The sequence below is a fragment of the Actinomadura litoris genome (assembly GCF_009733595.1).
Taxonomy (GTDB): domain Bacteria; phylum Actinomycetota; class Actinomycetes; order Streptosporangiales; family Streptosporangiaceae; genus Spirillospora; species Spirillospora litoris.
The window spans coordinates 197901-216387 of sequence record NZ_WOFH01000011.1 but is presented as its reverse complement, the minus strand read 5'-3'; the positions used below and the strand labels follow the sequence as shown (position 1 = coordinate 216387).

Here is an 18487-nt window from a genome sequence, read left to right as displayed (position 1 = left end):
TCACCATGGGGCTATCCCCCGGGTCAGCTCTAGGACATGCCCTCGCTCTGCGGGTTGGTAGGGGTGTCGAGCCAGATGGTTTGGGTTTCCGGGGTCACCGTGACTCCGTACCGGGACGCTTCCGGCCTCCCCGCCGCCGCCCATCGCTCGTCGGTCGCCCGGATGATGTCCTGGGGGAGCCGCCTGGTGGACATCGGCATGCGCGGCGCGCTGCTTGAGTTGGTCGGCCATCCCCCGCGATCGGTGGCACCGTCGTCCACCTGGATGATCACCGAACGGTCCGACTCGACCCCCGCTCGCCACCCGGCCGGGTCGCCCGCGTGCCGCAACGGCCTGTACCAACTGGTGCCCTCAACGGGAACCCAGATGGTGGCCGGAATGAAAAGCTCCCCGCACGCCGTTCGGGCGTCGCCTCACCTGTACGACCACGCCTGACCAGTGCCTCGATACTGCTCGACGGGGATGGGTTCGACGCCGTCGCGCATGCGGTGGGTGTAGAGCCGTCCGTATAGGTGGTCGATCTCATGTCCCGCCAAGCGGGCGAGACCGGTGTCCAGGACGATGATGCTTCGCTGTCCGTCCAGGCGGGTGTGCTCGACCTCCAGCCGCAGCGGTCGAGGGACCAGACCACGCACGTCGAAGAAGCTCAGGCAGCCTTCGTACTGCTCGTCGGTTTCGGCCGACGAGCCGATCACGCGGGGGTTGAGGAGCACGAGCGGTTCGGTGTCGGGGTCCGGAGGTTGGACGATCGCGGCGGCGCGGCTGATGCCGATCTGCGGGGCGGCCAGCCCCATCCCCTTGCCGAACACATGGTGCTCGCGGACTCGCTGCATCGCGGCGAACAATCGGTCCAGGACGTCGCTCGCCGCCTCGGCCTCGGCGGGCAGGTCGAAAAGCCGTGCGGCCCTGGACAGGATGGGGTCGCCATGCTGGACGATGCCGGCGGCCTTCATACGGTCACTGGCAGTGCGCAGTTCAGGGCGGGGCTGGTCGGCGTCGCCGTCGCCGTCGCCGTCGCCGTCGCGGGCACGGAAACGCCATTCAAGCCGGTAGCGAGCACCCACCGGTGGATCGTCGGTGGCCCAGGAGAACACCACCTGCTCACCCACCTCGTCGGGAATCGTGGTGACGCTGCGGATGATCGGGGTGCGCAGTGGCACGGCCTCAGCGGTGGTGGAGGTCTCAGTGCCCCAGACCATCGGATCGAGGGCTGCGGGAAAGACCAACTCGACCGACAGGTGCCGAGTCGGGAGCCGCACGGCCCGCTGGAACCACAGGCCCCAACGCTGGTCATCGACGGCGTACCCGTATTCCAGCAGAGCCCGCTGCCCGGGGTAGAGCGGGAACCGGCCCCGCTCGTTCTCCAGGCACAGCCATGCTTCCTTGAAGGAGTCGCGGTCCTGCTTCGGCGTCCAGTTCATCGGCTCGCCGTCGCAGCTGGCGGTCAGCGCGAGCTCGTCAAAGGTGAGCGGCCGGGCCCGATACAGGGCGTTGGAGCGCTCAGGCTGGCCGGGGTAGCGGTCGACGCTGATCCGCATCAGGTACCGGGTGACCGGCTCGGCGCCGCCATTGAACAGTCGGCGGCGCTGGGTAGGGCGGTACAGCCGCCCGTCATAGTGCAGACGGGCGTGATCCTCGTCCACAACCAAGCCTTCGACGACCGCGGCCCCCGGGGCTCGTACCGTCCCCTCGGTCCTCCAAGCCCGCCACAACGCGCCGCCCGCGTTCAGGACGCTCTCGGCCTTGCGCGCGAACTCCTCGCCGGCCGCGTGTCTTCCGGCTTCCACATGGCTGATGTAGGAGGGGTCGAAACCCATCGCGGCGGCCAGCTTCTTCTTGGACGTCCTACGGTGCTCACGCCACAGGGTCAGGGCCGCGCCGAACGACGCCGCGCCCTGCACGGTTTCGCCGACGGGGTACTCGTCGGGCTCTTGGGTGGCCATGGCCCGATCCTCCCTCCAATCCCGGTGAAGGCGTGAATGAACCATGAATGAAGGCGTCTCAGCATGGCTTCACCGAGGCCATCACAGATCTCCTCTCCTGTGACGGCAATCTGAGGAGGTCCTCGATGACCAGCAATATCTCCACCAACGCGCCAAGGGGTGGTCGACAGATGCGGCTCCTGATCGTCGGCGCCGGCCAGCGCATGACCAGCGTGCTGCTGCCCGCGTTGCGCCGCGCCGGGCCTGCGCTGCAGGTCGCGGCGATCTGTGACCCCGACCCGACCACCACGGCCCGCGTCGCCGAGCTTGCGGCCGCCGGGCACCTGCCGTCCGTCGTCCCGGTGTTCCCCGACGTGGACAAGGCTTTGGACGCTGGGCCGTACGAGGTCGCTGTGTTGGCCTGCCCGCACGACCTCCACCAGGAGTTGACGCTGCGCTTGGCCGACGATGGCATCGCGGTGTGGAAGGAGAAGCCCTACGCTCTCAGCCTGGAGCACGCCGTCCAACTCACCGGTCGCGACGTGCGGGTGCTGGCTCACCGCCCGCACGGGCAGCTCCTGCAGATCGCTGCCGACCGGTTGGCGGCATGGGGGCGGCTGCTGTCGTACCGGATCCGCATCACCCGGCCTACCGGCGACTACACCGGCACCTGGCGAGCCTCGGCCGACCGCGCTGGCGGGGGAGCGATCTGCGACCTCGGCTATCACGCGTTCGACCTGATCAGCCGTCTCACCGGTCGGTACTCCGTGAGGCACACCGCCGACCGCTACGAGCGCCACCACGCCCATCCCGCTACGGTGTACGCGGTCACCGCGGCCTCACCGGCACACCGTCCACCCGTCGAGGTGGAGGAGAGTGCCCACCTGACGATCACGCACACCGACGGCTGCGCGGGCAGCGTCTACCTGTCCCGCTGCGAGGGACGTGCTGACGAGGTCGACCTGGTCGCCGAGCACGGCCGGATCACCGTGTCCGCGGACCGAGCCCTGCTCCAGGTCACCGCCGTTCCCGGCGGATCGGCCCGATGCGTGGAACTCACTGCGGTCGAGGACGACCCGTGGGCGGCGATGCTGCGCCATCACACCAGGACCCTCGGTGATAGGTCGGTCACTGCCATGGAGGCACAGGCCGGGATCGCCGCGACCGCGCTCATGGAGGCCGCCTTCACCTCGGTGCGGCTTCATCGTCCCATCGCGGTCGCCTGCGCCCCAACGTCCCCCGCCTCCGGTGCCTCCCCGACGCTGGAAGGCGTCACGTCATGACGCTTTCCTGGCCGCCGATCGACGCGGAGGTCTCCGCCGCCGTCACTCGGCAACTGCACACCGACATCTCGCTCTATGACCGGTCAGGCGTCATCGCCCGGTTCGAGGACGCCTTCGCCGCCCGTCACCACAGCCCGTACGGCCTGCTGACCTCCTCGGGCACCGCGGCGCTGCACTCGGCCTACTACGCTCTCGGCCTCGGTCCGGGTGACGAGGTGATCGTGCAGGACTACACGTTCTTCGCCACCGCGACCCCGCTGCTGCAACTGGGTGCGGTCCCAGTGCTGGCCGATGTCGACGAGCAGGGCGAGCTTGACCTGGACCGGGCTGCGGAACTGGTCAACGACCGCACCAAGGCGGTGGTGGTGACGCATATGTGGGGCAATCCGCAGAACTGCCGACGGCTACGGGCCTGGTGCGACGCGCGCGGCCTGATGATGGTGGAGGACTGCTCGCACGCTCACGGCGCCGTCCGTGAGGGGGTCAGTGTCGGTGAACTCGCCGACGCCGCATGCTGGAGCCTGCAAGGACGCAAGACCATCACCGCCGGCGAAGGCGGCATCCTGACCACTCCACATCAGGAGGTGTACGAGAAGGCCACCCTCCTCGGACATTTCAACAAGCGGGCCTTGGCCGGGGTGCGGGCGGAATCACCGCTGTACCGGTTCGCCGAAACCGGCCTTGGGCTCAAGTACCGTGCTCATCCGCTCGGGGTTGCCATGGCCGAGGTGTACCTGCGGCGTCTGGACGGCTGGCTGGCCGTGCGGCGACGCCACGCCGCACGGTTGGTGCACCTGCTGGCCGGGGTCCCCGGCATCGATGTACTCACTCCCGTCGGCGCCGACCGGGTCGCGACCTTCTATGCCTTCGTGTTCACCATCAAACCGGCAACTGCCGGCTTTACTCGTGACGATCTGCTTCGCGTGCTCGCCCAGCAGAGGTATCGCGAGATCACCACATGTGACTCGATGCGGCCTCTGCACACCTACCCGATCTTCACGGCGCCCAGATCCCCGGTCACCAACTACCGGGCCGCCTACATTCGATCAGACCCGCAGGTAGCCGAGCGCCTGGCCGCCAACTCCCTGCGAATCGCCGTACCCACCGACGACGGCCCAGCCGGGCAGGAATACCTTGACACCGCGATCGACGCGTTGAGAGAGTCCCTCGCCACCGTCACGTCATCCGCCGACCCGGCTAGGCTCGCTCGGTGACCACCACCTCGGGGATAGACCTGCGACGTTTGATCGCTGATGCGGAGCGTGACGGGGTACAGAAGCTTGTGGTGGGCGCCGTCGTCCATCGCGGCGGGGAGATACTCGTCCTGCGCCGTTCGGGGGACGACGCGTTCATGCCCGGCATCGAGGAACTGCCGTCCGGCGGCGTCGAGCCCGGCGAGGACCTCCTCACCGCGCTGCGCCGGGAACTTGGCGAAGAGATCGGCTGGACCGGGCCGTTCGTTCTGGACCCCGGCTTCGTCACAAATTTTGATTACGTGTCCGGGTCCGGACGCAAGGCTCGGCAATACACCTTCGGCATCGCTCACTATGAGCGGCCGATCATACTGTCGGCCGAGCACACCGGCTATCGGTGGCTCGCTTCCGCGGACGTGGACGACTCTGATCTCACTGACGAGACCGCGCAGACGATTCGCGACTGGGGCGCAGCCGTCCTATAGGACGTGATGGAGGTGTCGCGCGCGGCGCATGGAGGCTGACCCTGTCCAGCGCGACTACAAACGGGCGCTGTCTCGTCGGTAGAGCAACAAGCAGGGGGACCGCGTTCTCTGAAGGGGCCTATCGGCGTTCGGGGTGGAGAGGATTCGAGGTCTCGTTGTGTGGGCTCGGTCACTTGGCGACATCGGGAGGCGCGTCCAGGTGATCGTGCTCTGACCAGGGGTGCGGGCTTTCAGGTGTGGGTGGGCCTTGCGTGTGCGGTGGCCTGGTGGGGTGGGGATTTGCGCAAAGCGGTTGTGGGGTCTGTTCTGCCGTGATTGAGTTGATCAACGGTGGAGCGAACTCCGCCGGGCCGATGCGCCTTCGCGGATCCGGTCCCGGTGGTACCACCGGCCACAGACGTGGCATGTACCGATTTTGGCTGCGTTTTTCCGCAGCGTCACCCGGTCGGCCTTTGACGATTTCGCATTGGTCTTGCGTGTTCTCTGACGTGCCGTGAGGACTCCGGCGCGTGGCGACCTTGGGTGGCGGCCGATTTCCGTACACCCACGTCGAATGAGGTTGAATGCGTCGCCGGACACCGTCCCATCGTCGTCCCGTGCCCGCCCACCGCCGCCATCTCCGGAAACTCCTCCAGGCCTTTCGAGGGTGGGGCGCTCTACGGAGGAGGTGGCCGAGGCTGTACCGCTGGGTGCGCGGTGTTCTCTGCGGCTGCCTCGCGTTCTGCCTCCTGCTGGTCGTGACGGTCGTCGTCGCGTACGTGCGCACGCCATTGCCGACCGAACCGCAGGACGGCGTGACGGACGAAGGGACGGCGGTCTACTACGCCGACGGCCGCACGCCCGCGTTCCGTCTCGGCGCCAACCGCGAGGGCGTCCGGTACGACCAGATCCCGGAGCACGTGCGGTGGGCCGTCATCGCCGCCGAGGACCGCGGCTTCTACGGAGGGCATGGCATCTCGCCCGTGGGCATGGTCCGGGCCGTGGCGAAGGGCGCGTCCGGCGGCGGGTCGCAGGGCGGTTCGACGATCACCCAGCAACTGGCCCGCAACTACTTCAAGGGCCTCAGCCGGAAGCGGTCGCTCGACCGGAAGTTCAAGGAGATCTTCGTCGCGCTCAAGCTGGACGAGCACCGCAGCAAGCAGGAGATCCTCACCCTCTACCTCAACACCGTCTACTTCGGCCGCCAGGCGTCCGGGGTCCAGGCGGCGGCGCGGGCGTACTTCGACCGCGACGTCTGGGACCTGTCGGTGTCCCAGGCGGCGCTGCTCGCCGCGATGATCCAGCGACCCGCGTACTTCCACAGCCAGGGGGACGACCCGCCCGCACGGGCTCTGCGGGCCCGATGGCGGTACGTGATCGACGGGATGGTGTCCCTGGGCAAGCTGACCCGCGCGCAGGCCGACCGGGAGCGCTTCCCCCGGACCCGGGACGAATGGCAGGGCGTGAGCGTCTCCGGCCAGACCCTGATGGTCCGGCAGCGCGTTCTGGACGAGCTGCGCGAACTCTCCGTGCCGATCGAGAGCGTGGTGAACGGGCGCCTGAAGATCTACACGAGCCTGGACCAGCGCTGGATGCGCTACGCCGAGGAGGCGATGCGGGACGCGGGCGAACCCCGCTGGCCCGGAACGGTCCGGACCGGACTGATCGCGGTGGATCCGCGGGACGGAGCGGTGAAGGCGTTCTACGGCGGCGATCCCAAACGCAGCCAGTACGACGGCGTCTTCAACCCGGTGGCGCAGGCCGCCTCCACTTTCAAGCCCTACGTGCTGGCGGCGGCGCTGCGGCGCGGCTACAACGTCCGGTCGCTGGTGAGCGGTGTCTCGCCGCGGAAGTTCGCGCCGGACGGGCAGTTGACCCCGATGACCGCCCCCGGCTATCTGGTGTCCAACGACGAGAGCATCGGCTCGCTCGGCACCATCGACCTGGCCAAGGCGACGGCCCTCTCGGTCAACACCGGCTACGTCAAGCTGGCGTTCGAGGCCGGGCTCCCCAACGTCATGCGCACCGCCGAGGATCTCGGCGTCCCGCATTCCGCGCTCGCGCCGTTCAAGGGCCAGGTCGGTGTCGCGCTGGGCACCGCCAACGTCTCCGCTGCGGTCCAGGCGGCGGGATACGCCACGTTCGCCAACGGAGGTCTGACCGTCCGCCCGCATGTCATCACGAAGATCGTCGACGCGCGGGGCAAGGAGGTCCCGCTGCCCTGGCGGAAGCGCGGGCGCCGCGTGCTCACCGGCGAGCAGGCCGCCCAGGTGACCTACGCGCTCCGGGAGACCGTCCGCTCGGGAACCGGACAACGCGCGGCCCTGCCCGGACGAGAGGTCGCCGGTAAGACGGGCACCTCGGACCGCAACCGCGCGGCATGGTTCGTCGGCTATGTTCCGCGGCTGTCGACGGCGGTGATGATGACCGACACCAGCGGCGCGCCACTGAAAGGTCTGGCGGAACAGCACGGCACGGTCTCCGGAGAGACGGCTCCGGCGGATATCTGGCGCTCGTTCATGGGCAAGGCCACCCGGGACATGCCGAACGAACCGTTCCAGGAGCCCCTGTTCACCGGCCAGACCAAGGACTGGGCGACCGAACCCGCCGCCACGCCTTCGCCGGCACCGCCCACCGCGACCAAGACCTCACCGGCGCCGACCGCCGAACCCACAGCGACACCGTCCGCCGACCCCAGGCTCCGGCGACTGTGCGAGCCGTCCGACCGCCCGAAGCCCGCCTGCAAGCAGCCGAACTGAGATAAGGGCCGGGGACGACCGAAACAGGGGCGATCGGCGGGCGTCCGGTAGTGTCGTGCGCGGGGGTTCTGGATGGCTGTCGGTAGGCCCACGGTGGCGCAGTTGCGGGCGTTTCTGGCGCTCGCCGAACACCTGCATTTCCGGGACGCCGCCGCCGCGTTGCGCATGAGCCAGCCGGCGTTGTCGGGGTCGGTCGCGGCGCTGGAGGAGACCCTCGACACGCGGCTCGTCGAGCGGACGACGCGCAAGGTGCTGCTGACCCCGGCGGGGGAGCGGGTGGCGCGGCGCGCCGAGCGGGTGCTCGCGGAACTGGACCGGATGGTCGAGGAGGTCCACGCCGTTCGCGGGCCGCTCGTCGGGCCGTTGCGGGTCGGAGTGATTCCCACCGTCGCGCCTTACCTGCTGCCGATCGTCCTGCCGCGGCTGGCGGAGGAGTTTCCCGAGCTGGAACTCTCCGTGCACGAGGAGCAGACGGACCAGATCGTCGCCGAACTGCTCGCCGGACGGCTGGACGTGGTGCTGCTCGCCCTTCCCGTCCCCGTTTCGGGCGTGACCGAACTGGTCCTTTATGACGAGGATTTCGTGCTGGTGACGCCATCGTCGTATGACGTGGAGGACACGCCGGGGGGCGTTTCCCGCGAGGCGCTGAGCGACCTCGACGTGCTTTTGCTCAATGAGGGGCACTGCCTGCGCGACCAGGCATTGGACGTGTGCCGCGAGGTCGGGGCGCGCGCGGCGGCCGCGACATATGCGACGAGCCTCGCCACGCTCGTGCAGTTGGTCTCGGGCGGGCTCGGCGTGACGCTCGTCCCCGAGACCGCTCTGCCGGTGGAGACGCGGCGGGCGCCGAACCTGTCGCTGCACAGGTTCGCGTCCCCGGCGCCGTTCCGCCGAATCGGGCTCGGGTTTCGCTCCACCTCCCCGCGCGCGGACGAGTTCGCGGCGCTGGCCGCCACCGTCCACGCCGCCACCGAGGAAATTCGTACCCACTAGTCCTCGCCATAAATCGGTAAATTGGCGATCAAGTTGGACGGTTCAGAGTCCGATTTTGCGTGAAGTATACCCAGTGCTTACCGCTTCTATACGGCATGGATGAGTAACTGTTCCTGTCACGGAATGAGGGTAAATTCCGTGATCAATTCTTGGTACGGGCGCCCCCGGTCGGGCGCCCTCCCCCGGTACACAAGATCAAGGAGTGGTACGTGAAATACGGAGACGAGCTGCGACGCGAGATCCACTCGAAAGGCGTCACGCCCCTCATCGGCGTGTTCGACATGTTCTCCGCCTCCGTCGCCGCCCAGCACTACAATGGCCTGTTCGTTTCCGGCTTCGGGTTCGCCGCGTCCTATTACGGGCTGCCCGACATCGGCTTCATCGCCTGGCCGGACATGGTCGCGTTCGTGCAGCGGCTCCGGCTCGCCTTCCCGGGCAAGCACCTGCTGGTCGACATCGACGACGGCTACGTCGACCCCGAGGTCGCCTGCCATGTCGTCGAGCAGCTCGAACTCATCGGCGCGTCCGGCGTCATCCTCGAAGACCAGCAGCGCCCCCGCCGCTGCGGGCACGTGGAGGGCAAGCGGATCCTGCCGCTGGAGGAGTACCTGGAGAAGCTCGACCTCGTCCTGCGCACCCGCAAGGACCTCGTCGTCGTCGCCCGCACCGACGCCGGCGACGAGAAGGAGATCCTCCGGCGGGCCGAGGCGCTGGCCGCGACCAAGGCCGACGTCATCCTCGTCGACGGCGTCCGCAGCGTCGAGTGGATCCGCCGGGTCCGCGAGGTCATCGGCGACAAGCCGCTGCTGTTCAACCAGATCGCGGGCGGCAAGTCGCCGCGCGTCTCGCTCCCCGAACTCGCCGATCTCGGGGTGAACGTCGCGATCTACAGCACGCCGTGCCTGTTCGCGGCGCAGACCGCGATGGAGGACGCGCTCCGCCGGCTCAAGGGCGACGACGGACGGCTCCCCGAGGCCACCGCCGGAAGCGTCGGCGTCAAGGAGTCGATCGCGCTGCTGGAGCGCAACATCAGCCGGAACCATTCCGAGGTCGATCGGCAACTGGCGGGATCGTCGAGCTGATCCGCAGTTCCTCGGAGCGGGCGATCACATGCGCGTGCTGACGCGTCTGCATATCGACCCCTACATCGCGGCGATTCTCTGCACTGTGGGAATCGCCGCGGTGTTCCCCGCCGGTGGAGACGCGAGCCGTGTTCTCCATCACGCGGGGACGGTCGCCATCACCCTTCTGTTCTTCTTCTACGGAGCCCGCCTCTCCACCGCCGAGGCGCTGCGCGGCCTGCGCCACTGGCGGCTGCACGCGGCGATATCGTCGGTGACGTTCGCGGTGTTCCCCGTGCTCGGGATCGCGTGCTCCCTTTTCCTGGACGATCCGCTTTCCACGGGTGTGGTCTTCCTGTGCGTGCTGCCGTCCACGGTGCAGTCCTCAATCACCCTCACCTCGATCGCGGGCGGCAACGAGGCGGGCGCGATCTGCAGCGCCTCGCTGTCGAACCTGGTCGGGGTCGTGCTCACGCCGCTGATGGCGGCGGCGCTGATCTCGGTCGAGGGCGGGTTCTCGCTCGGCTCGATCGGCGACATCACGCTGCGGCTGCTGCTGCCCTTCCTGCTCGGCCAGGCCGCCCAGCGCTGGATCGGCGACCAGGTGCGGGCCCGCCGCAAACCGCTTTCGCTCTATGACCGGGGCGTGATCCTGCTGGTCGTCTACACGGCGTTCAGCCAGGGGGTGGCCAGCGGCGTCTGGGACGAACTGGCGCCCCCGGAACTCGGCGTCCTGGCACTCGTCACCGTCGGGCTGCTGGCCGTCGCATTGGGCGCCGCCGGTCTGCTTTCACGCCTCGCGAATTTCGACGACGCCGATCGCATCGCCGTCCTTTTCTGCGGCTCGCAGAAAAGCCTGGCGAGCGGGCTGCCCATGGCGACCGTCCTTTTCGCCGAGGCGAGCGTGAGCACGGCGGTGCTGCCGCTGATGCTCTACCACCAGTTCCAACTGCTGGTGTGCTCGTGGCTCGCCCAGCGCTACGCCACCCGGCCGGCGCACGGCCGTGAACCGGCCGAGGCCACCGCCTGACCCCCCACCCGTCTTCTCGCTTGGAAGGAAGCCATGCTGGTCAGAGTCTTCGTCACCGTCGCCGCCGCATGCGTCATCGGCATCGGGACGGCCGGAACCGCGTCCGCGGAACCCGCCCCCGTGATGCGCGACCTCAACGTCAACCTCTACAACGTCCACAACAGCGGGGAGGACGCGGGGAACGACAGCCTCCTGGAGGTCGACCGCTCCCTCAACCTCGCCAAGGGGAACGGGAGCCCGGGCAGCGACATCATCAACGAGGTCGCCGGCTCGTCGAGCGGCATGTCGCCCGGATCGTCCAGCGGCCCTTTCGACGGCACATTCACCCACGTGGCCCCCGAGGAGTCACAGGATGAATGATCCAGGTAGCAGGTTGTTACCACGCCATGAGTGATTTAGGGCGAATTCCGGATGTCTAATGGGGAGACCCATTACTGTCGGTCGGAGGTCGCCCACGTAGCGGGACGGCCACCGCCGACCATACGGAGGAGTAGTGACCCCCCAGACAGGAACGGACGCGAGCGAACTGGCCCATATGGGCAAAGTCGATGTTCATCCCGATGTCGATCGGGCCACCGAGGCCGACGAAGAGGCGGTCCTCCGCCAGCTCTACGGCGAGCCCGACGCCGAGGGCGTCTTCCGCGCGGAGGGCGACACCTCGGCGGAGGGCGACGCGGAGGGTGACACAGAGGGTGACACCGGGGACGGCTCGGGGGACGACGTCCCGGCGGAGGACGGCTGATGGGCGCGGCGCAGATGCTGGCCGAGGCCCGCAGGTGCCTCGGGATGGCCGGACGGCCGAACAGGATCACGCGGGAGTACGCGTCCCGGCACGGCGACGAGTTCCTCGACGCCTCGTGGTGCGACATGGCCATCACGTTCTGGGCCAGGCACAGCGGCAACGCGGCGGCCGTCCTCCCGGGCGGCGACCGCGCCTACACGGTCTGGCACGCCCAGGACTTCCAGAAGGTCGGGCGCTGGCACGTCGGCACCACGGCCGAGGTCAACCGGGCCAAGCCCGGTGACATCGTCTTCTTCGACTGGGGCGCCTCCAACTCGGTCGGCGCCATCGACCACGTCGGGATCGTCGAGAAGGCCCTCGGCGGAGGACGGGTCCAGACCATCGAGGCCAACACCGCGAACGCGTGCAAACGCCGCGTACGCGCGTCGGACGTCATCGCCGGATACGGACGCCCCGCCTACGGCGGAGGCAACTGGACGGAGGACATGGTGAAGAAACTGCCGCAACTCGCCAAGGGCGCCACGGGCGAACACGTACAGAGCGTGCAGGCGCTGCTGCTCGCCCGCAGCCACCCCGAGATCAAGATGACCGGCAAGTTCGACGACGCGACCGAGAAGGCGGTGAAGGCCGTCCAGAAGTGGGGCGGGATCCCCTCCGACGGCGTCGTCGGCCAGAAGACCTGGCCCGTCCTGCTCCGCGTGAACTGAATCCCGCGCTCCTGGAGCCCGCGTGACCTGCCCCGGTGCGGCGCCACCGCACCGGGGCGGGGCGCGCTGCCTTCGAAGCCGTGGCCGCCGCCGTGCCTGTGCCGCCGTGCCTGTGCCGCCGCGCCGCTGGTGTTGTTCCGGTGGCGCCGTGGTTGTGGCGTGTGGGCCGCGCGAGGTCGGGCGGGATTCCAAATAAAGTACGCAACCCCCGGGTAAACAAACGGCGCCGGGGACTGGTACACACTTCAACCTCGGCATACGTTCGTTAGGTCGCCTTTCGCGGAGGTGGCCGATGACGAGGTGGCCGATGACGTGGCCCGACCAGCGCGCACCGCCCGAGGACGTCCCTCTCCAGCCAACCCCGAGACGTCCCTGGGAGAACGCATGCCACGTATCCGTGTCGATGTCGATGGCGCGACGTATGAGGACGACGTCGAGCCGCGAGTCCTGCTCGTCCACTACCTGCGCGACCGGCTGGGCAAGGTCGGCACCCCCGTCGGGTGCGACACCAGCAACTGCGGAGCCTGCACCGTCCTGATGGACGGGGTGAGCGTGAAGAGCTGCTCGGTCCTCGCCGTCCAGGCCGACGGGCGTGATGTCACGACCGTCGAGGGCCTGGGGCTGAACGGCACCGAGCACCCGATGCAGCGCGCGTTCCACGAGGAGCACGCGCTCCAGTGCGGCTACTGCACCCCCGGCATGATCATGGCGTCCATCGACCTGCTGCGGGAGAACGCGGACCCGTCCGAGGAGGAGATCCGGGACGGGCTGGAGGGCAACCTGTGCCGCTGCACGGGCTACCAGAACATCGTCCGGGCCGTCCGGCGGGCGGCCGGGGAGATGCGCGAGCCGTCGGAGCGGGAGGTGGCGCCATGACCGCCACCGCCGAGGGCCCCGCGGCGGCGAAGGAGGTCGGCGCGCCGCGCAAGCGCAGCGAGGACGCCCGCCTCGTCACCGGACGGACGCGCTGGACCGACAACATCACCCCCGCCGGGACGCTGCACGTCGCGTTCCTGCGCAGCCCCCACGCGCACGCCCGCATCACCCGCGTCGACACCTCGCCGGCGCGCGAGCATCCCGGTGTGGTCACCGTACTCAGCGGCTCCGACATCGCGGACGAGCAGGGCGCGCTGCCTTGCGCCTGGGTCGTCACCGAAGACATGAAACACCCGGACCACCCGCCGATGGCGGTGGCGGAGGTCCGCTACGTCGGCGAGCCCGTGGCCTGCGTCGTCGCCCGCGACCGGTACGCGGCGATCGACGCGCTGGAGGAGATCGACGTCGACTACGAGCCGCTGCCCGCCGTCACCGACATGGAGGACGCGCTGGCCGAGGGCGCCGACCTCGTCCACACCGGCCTCGGGACGAACAAGTCCTACACGTGGGTGTTCGAGAACGGCGACCTGGACGCGGCGCTGCGGGACGCGCCGGTCGTCCTGGAGCGCCGGTACGTCCAGCAGCGGCTGATCCCGTCCGCGATGGAGCCGCGCGCGGTGCTGTGCGTTCCGGAGGGCGAGGAGTTCACGCTGTACTCCTCCACGCAGATCCCGCACATCCTGCGGCTGATGCTCGCGACGGTCACCGGCATCCCCGAGCACCGGCTCCGGGTCGTCGCGCCGGACGTCGGCGGCGGGTTCGGGTCCAAGCTCCAGGTGTACGGGGAGGAGGTCATCGCGCTGCTGCTCGCGCGGCGGCTCGGCCGTCCCGTCAAGTGGACGGAGTCGCGCAGCGAGGGCAACATGACCGTCCACCACGGCCGCGACCAGATCCAGCGGCTCACGCTCGCCGCCGAGCGGGACGGCCGGATCCGCGGCCTGAAGGTGGACCTGCTCGCCGACATGGGCGCCTACCTGATGCTCGTCACGCCCGGCATCCCGCTGCTCGGCGCGTTCATGTTCAACGGCATCTACAAGATGGACGCCTACTCCTTCACCTGCTCGGGCGTGTTCACCACCAAGACGCCGACCGACGCCTACCGGGGCGCGGGCCGTCCCGAGGCCACCTACGCGATCGAGCGGCTGATGGACGAACTGGCCGCCGAACTGGACCTCGACCCCATCGAGGTGCGGCGCCGCAACTGGATCGGGCACGAGGAGTTCCCCTACGAGACGGTCGCGGGCCTCACCTACGACTCCGGCGACTACGAGTCGGCGACGGAGAAGGCGCTCGGGCTGTTCGACTACGACGCGTTGCGCGCGGAGCAGGCGGCGCGGCGCGAGCGGCGCGATCCGGTGCAGCTCGGCATCGGCGTGTCCACGTTCACCGAGATGTGCGGCATCGCGCCGTCCCGGGTGCTGGGCTCGCTGTCCTACGGCGCCGGAGGATGGGAGCACGCGGCGGTGCGGGTGCTGCCGTCCGGGAAGGTCGAGGTCGTCACCGGCACGTCCCCGCACGGGCAGGGCCACGAGACGGCGTGGGCGCAGATCACCGCCGACCGGCTCGGCGTCCCGTTCGAGGACGTGAAGGTCCTGCACGGTGACACCGCCGTGTCGCCCAAGGGCATGGACACCTACGGTTCGCGGTCGCTCGCCGTCGGAGGCATCGCCCTGTCCTCGGCCTGCGACAAGGTCGTGGACAAGGCCCGCCGCGTCGCCGCGCACCTGCTGGAGGCCGCCGAGACCGACCTCGACTTCGACGGCGGACGGTTCAGCGTCCGCGGCGTCCCCGAGGAGGGCCGGACCATCCAGGAGATCGCGTCCGCCGCGTTCACCGCGCACGACCTGCCGGACGGCCTCGAACCGTCCCTGGACTCCGACGCCACCTTCGACCCGGAGAACTTCTCCTTCCCGCACGGCACGCACCTGTGCGCCGCCGAGGTCGACACCGAGACCGGGATGGTGCGGATCCACCGCTATGTCGCGGTCGACGACGTCGGCAAGGTCGTGAACCCGCTGATCGTCGAGGGCCAGGTGCACGGCGGCCTCGCGCAGGGCATCGCCCAGGCGCTCTACGAGGAGGCCGTCTACGACGCCGAGGGGAACCTGACGACGACCACGATGGCCGACTACCTGGTCCCGTCGGCGGCGGATCTGCCCCACTTCATCACCGGACGCACCGAGACCCCGGCGACGTCCAACCCGCTCGGCGTGAAGGGCGTCGGCGAGGCGGGCACGATCGCCTCGACCCCGGCGGTCGTCAACGCGATCGTGGACGCGCTGCGGCCGTACGGCGTCCACGACGTCGCGATGCCGTGCACACCCGAACGCGTGTGGCGCGCGCTGCGCTCCGGTTCAGGAACGGGCGGCTCCGGGGCGCCGCCCGGCGGCACCGCACCCGGTGCGGGCGGCGGTCTCGGCTCCGAGGGAGGCACCCGATGATCCCCGCGACGTTCGACTACGTCCGTCCGGGCACGGTGGACGAGGCGGTCACCGCGCTGGCGGACGCGGGCGAGGACGCCAAGATCCTCGCCGGCGGGCAGAGCCTCATGCCGCTGCTGCGGCTCCGCCTCGCCTACCCCGACTCGCTGATCGACCTCGACCGCGTCGACCCCTTGCGCGAGATCCGCGACGAGGGCGACACGCTCATGATCGGCGCGATGGCCACGCACCACCAGGTCGTCCGGGACCCGCTGGTCCGCGAGTTCGCCCCGCTGATCGCGCGGGCGACGGAGACGGTCGCCGATCCGGCCGTCCGGCATCGGGGGACGTTCGGCGGGTCGCTCGCGCACGCCGACCCGGCCGGAGACCTGCCCGCCGTGGCGCTCGCGCTGGACGCGGTGTTCCTCGTGCGCTCCGTGCGGGGCGAGCGGGAGATCCCGGCCGCGGACTTCTTCGTGGACTGGATGACGTCCGCGATGGAGCCCGACGAGCTGCTGCTCAGCGTACGGATCCCCAAGCTGGGCGCGGGCTGGGGCGCGCACTACGAGAAGTTCCACCGGACGGCCCAGGCATGGGCGATCGTGGGCGTGGCCTGCGCCGTCCGCCGCGAGAACGGTACGGTCGGGGAAGCCAGGATCGCGCTCACCAACATGGGTTCCACGCCTGTGCGCGCGTCCGAGGTCGAGCGTGCCGTCGCGGGCGGCGCCGTTTCCGAGGCGGCGTTCCGTTCGGCTGCCGAGCACGCCGCGGACGGTGCCGAGCCGCCCGCCGACCTGCATGGTTCATCTGAATACCGACGGCATCTGGCGACCGTCCTCACCGCCCGGGCGTTGGCGGCGGCCGCCTCCTGACCATGCCGCACCCGCGCCCGCGTCCGGGACAGGGCGGGCGCGGGTGCGGTGTGACGCCGCGAAGCCCGAGACTGCGGTACCTGGGCGGGTCGTCGGGAGCATGGCCGGGACGATGCGAACATGATCATGTAACGAGGCCCGGACGCGCCGGGGCGGGGCCGCGTGTCCCCCGACTGGCGGCGCCCCCGGCGGCGGTCGTAAGGTCGCGAGCAAGGTCTCCGGACGAGAAGGACTGCGATCATGGAACTAGACCACGATTTCACCGTCCCCGTGCCGGTGGACCAGGCCTGGCCGGTTCTGCTGGACGTGGAACGCGTCGCCGCCTGCATGCCGGGCGCGACCCTCGACTCGACGGAGGGCGAGGAGTACACCGGACGCCTGAAGGTGAAGGTCGGCGCGATGACCATCACCTATCGCGGCACCGCCCGCATCGTCTCGGCCGACGAGGCGTCCCGCTCGGTCACGCTGGAGGCCGCCGCCAAGGAGGCGCGCGGTTCGGGCACCGCGTCCGCCACCATTCAGGCGCAACTCCACGAGGAGGACGGCACGACCCGCGTGACCGTCCAGACCAAGCTCAACGTGACCGGCCGCCCGGCGCAGTTCGGCCGCAACATCCTGTCCGAGGTCGGCTCCAAGATCGTCGCCCGCTTCGCGAAGGCCCTGGCCGCCGAACTGGAGTCCCCCGGCGCCGCGCCGACCACCCCCACCAAAGCAGAGCCCAAGCCCCCAACAAAGCCAACGACGACCCCCGAACCGTCCACGGCCACGACCCCAAAACCGGACACAACCGCAAAGCCAGACGCGCCCGCGAAGCCGGACGCGACCGCCAAACCGGAGGCGACCGCGAAGCCGGACGCGCCCGCAAAATCGGACGCGGCCGCAAAGCCGGCCGTGGCCGCGAAGTTGGCTGGTGCCGGCAAACCGGACGCGGCCGCAGAACCAGACGCGGCTGCGACGGCCGACGCGACCGCGAAGGCGGAGAGCGCCAGCGAGGCGGAAGCGTCCTCGGCGCCCGAAGCCTCCGCGTCTCCGAAGCCCGAGGGCGAGAAGTCTGGAGAGTCCGACACCAAGCCGTCCGCCGAGCCGGAGTCGGAGGTGAGCGCGAAGGCCGCGCCGTCCAAGCCCTCCGAGGCGGAGGTCCCCGAAGCGGCGGCGTCCCGTGGACGGCACGCGGCCGAGGCCACCCGCGCCCAACCCGTGGACGACGCGATCGACCTGCTGGAGTTCGCAGGCCCCTCGCTGGCGAAGCGCGCCGCCCCGGTGCTGGGCGCCGGGGTCGCCCTCTTCCTGGCCGTCCGCTTCCTGGCCCGCCGCCGCAAGTCCCGCTGAACGCGCCGAGCGTCGGCAGCGCCCCGGAGGGGTCAAGGCAGCGTCAACGATCCCTCCGCGGGCGGCGGCGACGATGGCCCGAAGGCACCCTGATGGCGTCGGCTTGTGCCGTGGACACCATCGAACTCCAGCGGGTCGCGCGGATCGAGAACGACAACTGGTGGTACCGCGAACGCCGCGCGATCCTGTCCAGGGAGTTGCTGCGGTACAGCGTCCCCGGGGACGCCGTCGACATCGGCGCCGGAGCGGGCGGCAACTCCAAGGAACTCGCCGCGCACGGCTGGCAGGCCACGGCGATCGACCTCAACCCCGTGGCCGTGGCACTGGCACGCGCCCACGGCGTCGAAGCGTACGAGGGAGACGCGCGCTACCTGCCGCTCCCCTCCGAGCGCTACGACATGGCGCTGGCGATGGACGTCCTGGAGCACATCGAGGACGACGCGCGTGCCGCCGCCGAGATCACACGCGTGCTGCGTCCCGGTGGGACGGTGCTGCTCTCCGTCCCGTGCGACATGGCGCTGTGGTCCGCGCACGACGTGTCCCTCGGCCGCGTCCGCCGCTACACGCGCCGCGCACTGGTCGACCTGCTGGACGGCGCCGGTCTGCTCCTCGACCGGGTCTGGAGCCGCGGCGTCCTGCTCCGTCCCCCGCTGCGCCTGCTCCGCCATCGCAGCGCGCACTACGAGGACCTGGCACCGCTCCACCCGTTCACCAACGAAGCCCTACGCCTGGCGGCGGCGCTCGAACGCCGCCTCCCCATCGCGACCTGGCCCGGCACCTGCCTGTTCGCCCGCGCCCACCGCCCCGGTTGACGCGCTCGGGTCGCGCGGACCATT

At 69.9% G+C, this 18487-nt stretch carries 17 protein-coding genes; 16 read left to right on the top strand and 1 reads right to left on the bottom strand.

Features of this window, described 5'->3' with window-relative positions; all coding sequences use genetic code 11:
* The first annotated feature begins 186 nt into the window (after positions 1-186).
* Positions 187-435 carry a hypothetical protein gene (locus tag GNZ18_RS28590; RefSeq protein ID WP_156219667.1) on the top strand — a complete coding sequence of 83 codons (249 nt, stop codon included), beginning with the start codon at positions 187-189 and terminating at the stop codon, positions 433-435.
* Here the strand turns inward: GNZ18_RS28590 and GNZ18_RS28585 are convergent.
* Positions 414-1943, bottom strand: a complete 1530-nt coding sequence (locus GNZ18_RS28585) for a peptide deformylase (protein ID WP_156219666.1) — start codon at positions 1941-1943, stop codon at positions 414-416. The genes GNZ18_RS28590 and GNZ18_RS28585 overlap by 22 nt on opposite strands.
* Before the next feature lie 170 nt (positions 1944-2113).
* Between GNZ18_RS28585 and GNZ18_RS28580 the strand changes: the two genes are divergently transcribed.
* The 15 genes from GNZ18_RS28580 (at position 2114) to GNZ18_RS28510 (ending at position 18463) form a co-directional block, all read left to right on the top strand.
* Complete coding sequence (locus GNZ18_RS28580; RefSeq protein WP_173390914.1) at positions 2114-3205, top strand: Gfo/Idh/MocA family protein; 1092 nt, start codon at positions 2114-2116, stop codon at positions 3203-3205.
* On the top strand, positions 3202-4419 hold the full coding sequence (locus tag GNZ18_RS28575) for a DegT/DnrJ/EryC1/StrS family aminotransferase (RefSeq protein WP_156219662.1): 1218 nt from the start codon (positions 3202-3204) through the stop codon (positions 4417-4419). Before GNZ18_RS28580 ends, GNZ18_RS28575 begins: the two co-directional genes overlap by 4 nt.
* Positions 4416-4883 (top strand): NUDIX domain-containing protein, encoded by a 468-nt coding sequence (locus tag GNZ18_RS28570; RefSeq protein WP_312874803.1) that lies wholly within the window; start codon positions 4416-4418, stop codon positions 4881-4883. Before GNZ18_RS28575 ends, GNZ18_RS28570 begins: the two co-directional genes overlap by 4 nt.
* Before the next feature lie 689 nt (positions 4884-5572).
* Positions 5573-7621 carry a transglycosylase domain-containing protein gene (locus GNZ18_RS28565; protein ID WP_173390913.1) on the top strand — a complete coding sequence of 683 codons (2049 nt, stop codon included), beginning with the start codon at positions 5573-5575 and terminating at the stop codon, positions 7619-7621.
* A 72-nt stretch (positions 7622-7693) separates the two neighbouring features.
* Positions 7694-8614 (top strand): hydrogen peroxide-inducible genes activator, encoded by a 921-nt coding sequence (locus GNZ18_RS28560; RefSeq protein WP_156219658.1) that lies wholly within the window; start codon positions 7694-7696, stop codon positions 8612-8614.
* A 209-nt stretch (positions 8615-8823) separates the two neighbouring features.
* Entirely contained in the window at positions 8824-9696 is an 873-nt protein-coding gene (locus tag GNZ18_RS28555; RefSeq protein WP_214618283.1) for an isocitrate lyase/PEP mutase family protein, read from the top strand.
* A gap of 28 nt (positions 9697-9724) precedes the next feature.
* Positions 9725-10705 carry a bile acid:sodium symporter family protein gene (locus GNZ18_RS28550; protein WP_156219656.1) on the top strand — a complete coding sequence of 327 codons (981 nt, stop codon included), beginning with the start codon at positions 9725-9727 and terminating at the stop codon, positions 10703-10705.
* Between the two features lie 33 nt (positions 10706-10738).
* Positions 10739-11065 (top strand): hypothetical protein, encoded by a 327-nt coding sequence (locus tag GNZ18_RS28545; protein ID WP_156219654.1) that lies wholly within the window; start codon positions 10739-10741, stop codon positions 11063-11065.
* 133 nt (positions 11066-11198) lie between these two features.
* Positions 11199-11447, top strand: a complete 249-nt coding sequence (locus GNZ18_RS28540; protein WP_156219653.1) for a hypothetical protein — start codon at positions 11199-11201, stop codon at positions 11445-11447.
* Positions 11447-12154 (top strand): peptidoglycan-binding protein, encoded by a 708-nt coding sequence (locus GNZ18_RS28535; RefSeq protein ID WP_156219651.1) that lies wholly within the window; start codon positions 11447-11449, stop codon positions 12152-12154. The genes GNZ18_RS28540 and GNZ18_RS28535 overlap by 1 nt, the downstream gene beginning before the upstream one ends.
* A 384-nt stretch (positions 12155-12538) precedes the next feature.
* Complete coding sequence (locus GNZ18_RS28530) at positions 12539-13030, top strand: (2Fe-2S)-binding protein (RefSeq protein WP_156219649.1); 492 nt, start codon at positions 12539-12541, stop codon at positions 13028-13030.
* Positions 13027-15471, top strand: a complete 2445-nt coding sequence (locus GNZ18_RS28525; protein ID WP_156219648.1) for a xanthine dehydrogenase family protein molybdopterin-binding subunit — start codon at positions 13027-13029, stop codon at positions 15469-15471. Before GNZ18_RS28530 ends, GNZ18_RS28525 begins: the two co-directional genes overlap by 4 nt.
* Positions 15468-16322, top strand: a complete 855-nt coding sequence (locus GNZ18_RS28520; protein ID WP_156219646.1) for an FAD binding domain-containing protein — start codon at positions 15468-15470, stop codon at positions 16320-16322. Before GNZ18_RS28525 ends, GNZ18_RS28520 begins: the two co-directional genes overlap by 4 nt.
* A gap of 240 nt (positions 16323-16562) precedes the next feature.
* The gene (locus tag GNZ18_RS43305; RefSeq protein WP_156219645.1) at positions 16563-17651 is read left to right on the top strand and encodes an SRPBCC family protein; all 1089 of its coding nucleotides are present in this window, start codon (positions 16563-16565) and stop codon (positions 17649-17651) included.
* Between the two features lie 110 nt (positions 17652-17761).
* Complete coding sequence (locus tag GNZ18_RS28510; protein WP_312874802.1) at positions 17762-18463, top strand: class I SAM-dependent methyltransferase; 702 nt, start codon at positions 17762-17764, stop codon at positions 18461-18463.
* Positions 18464-18487: the final 24 nt, after the last annotated feature.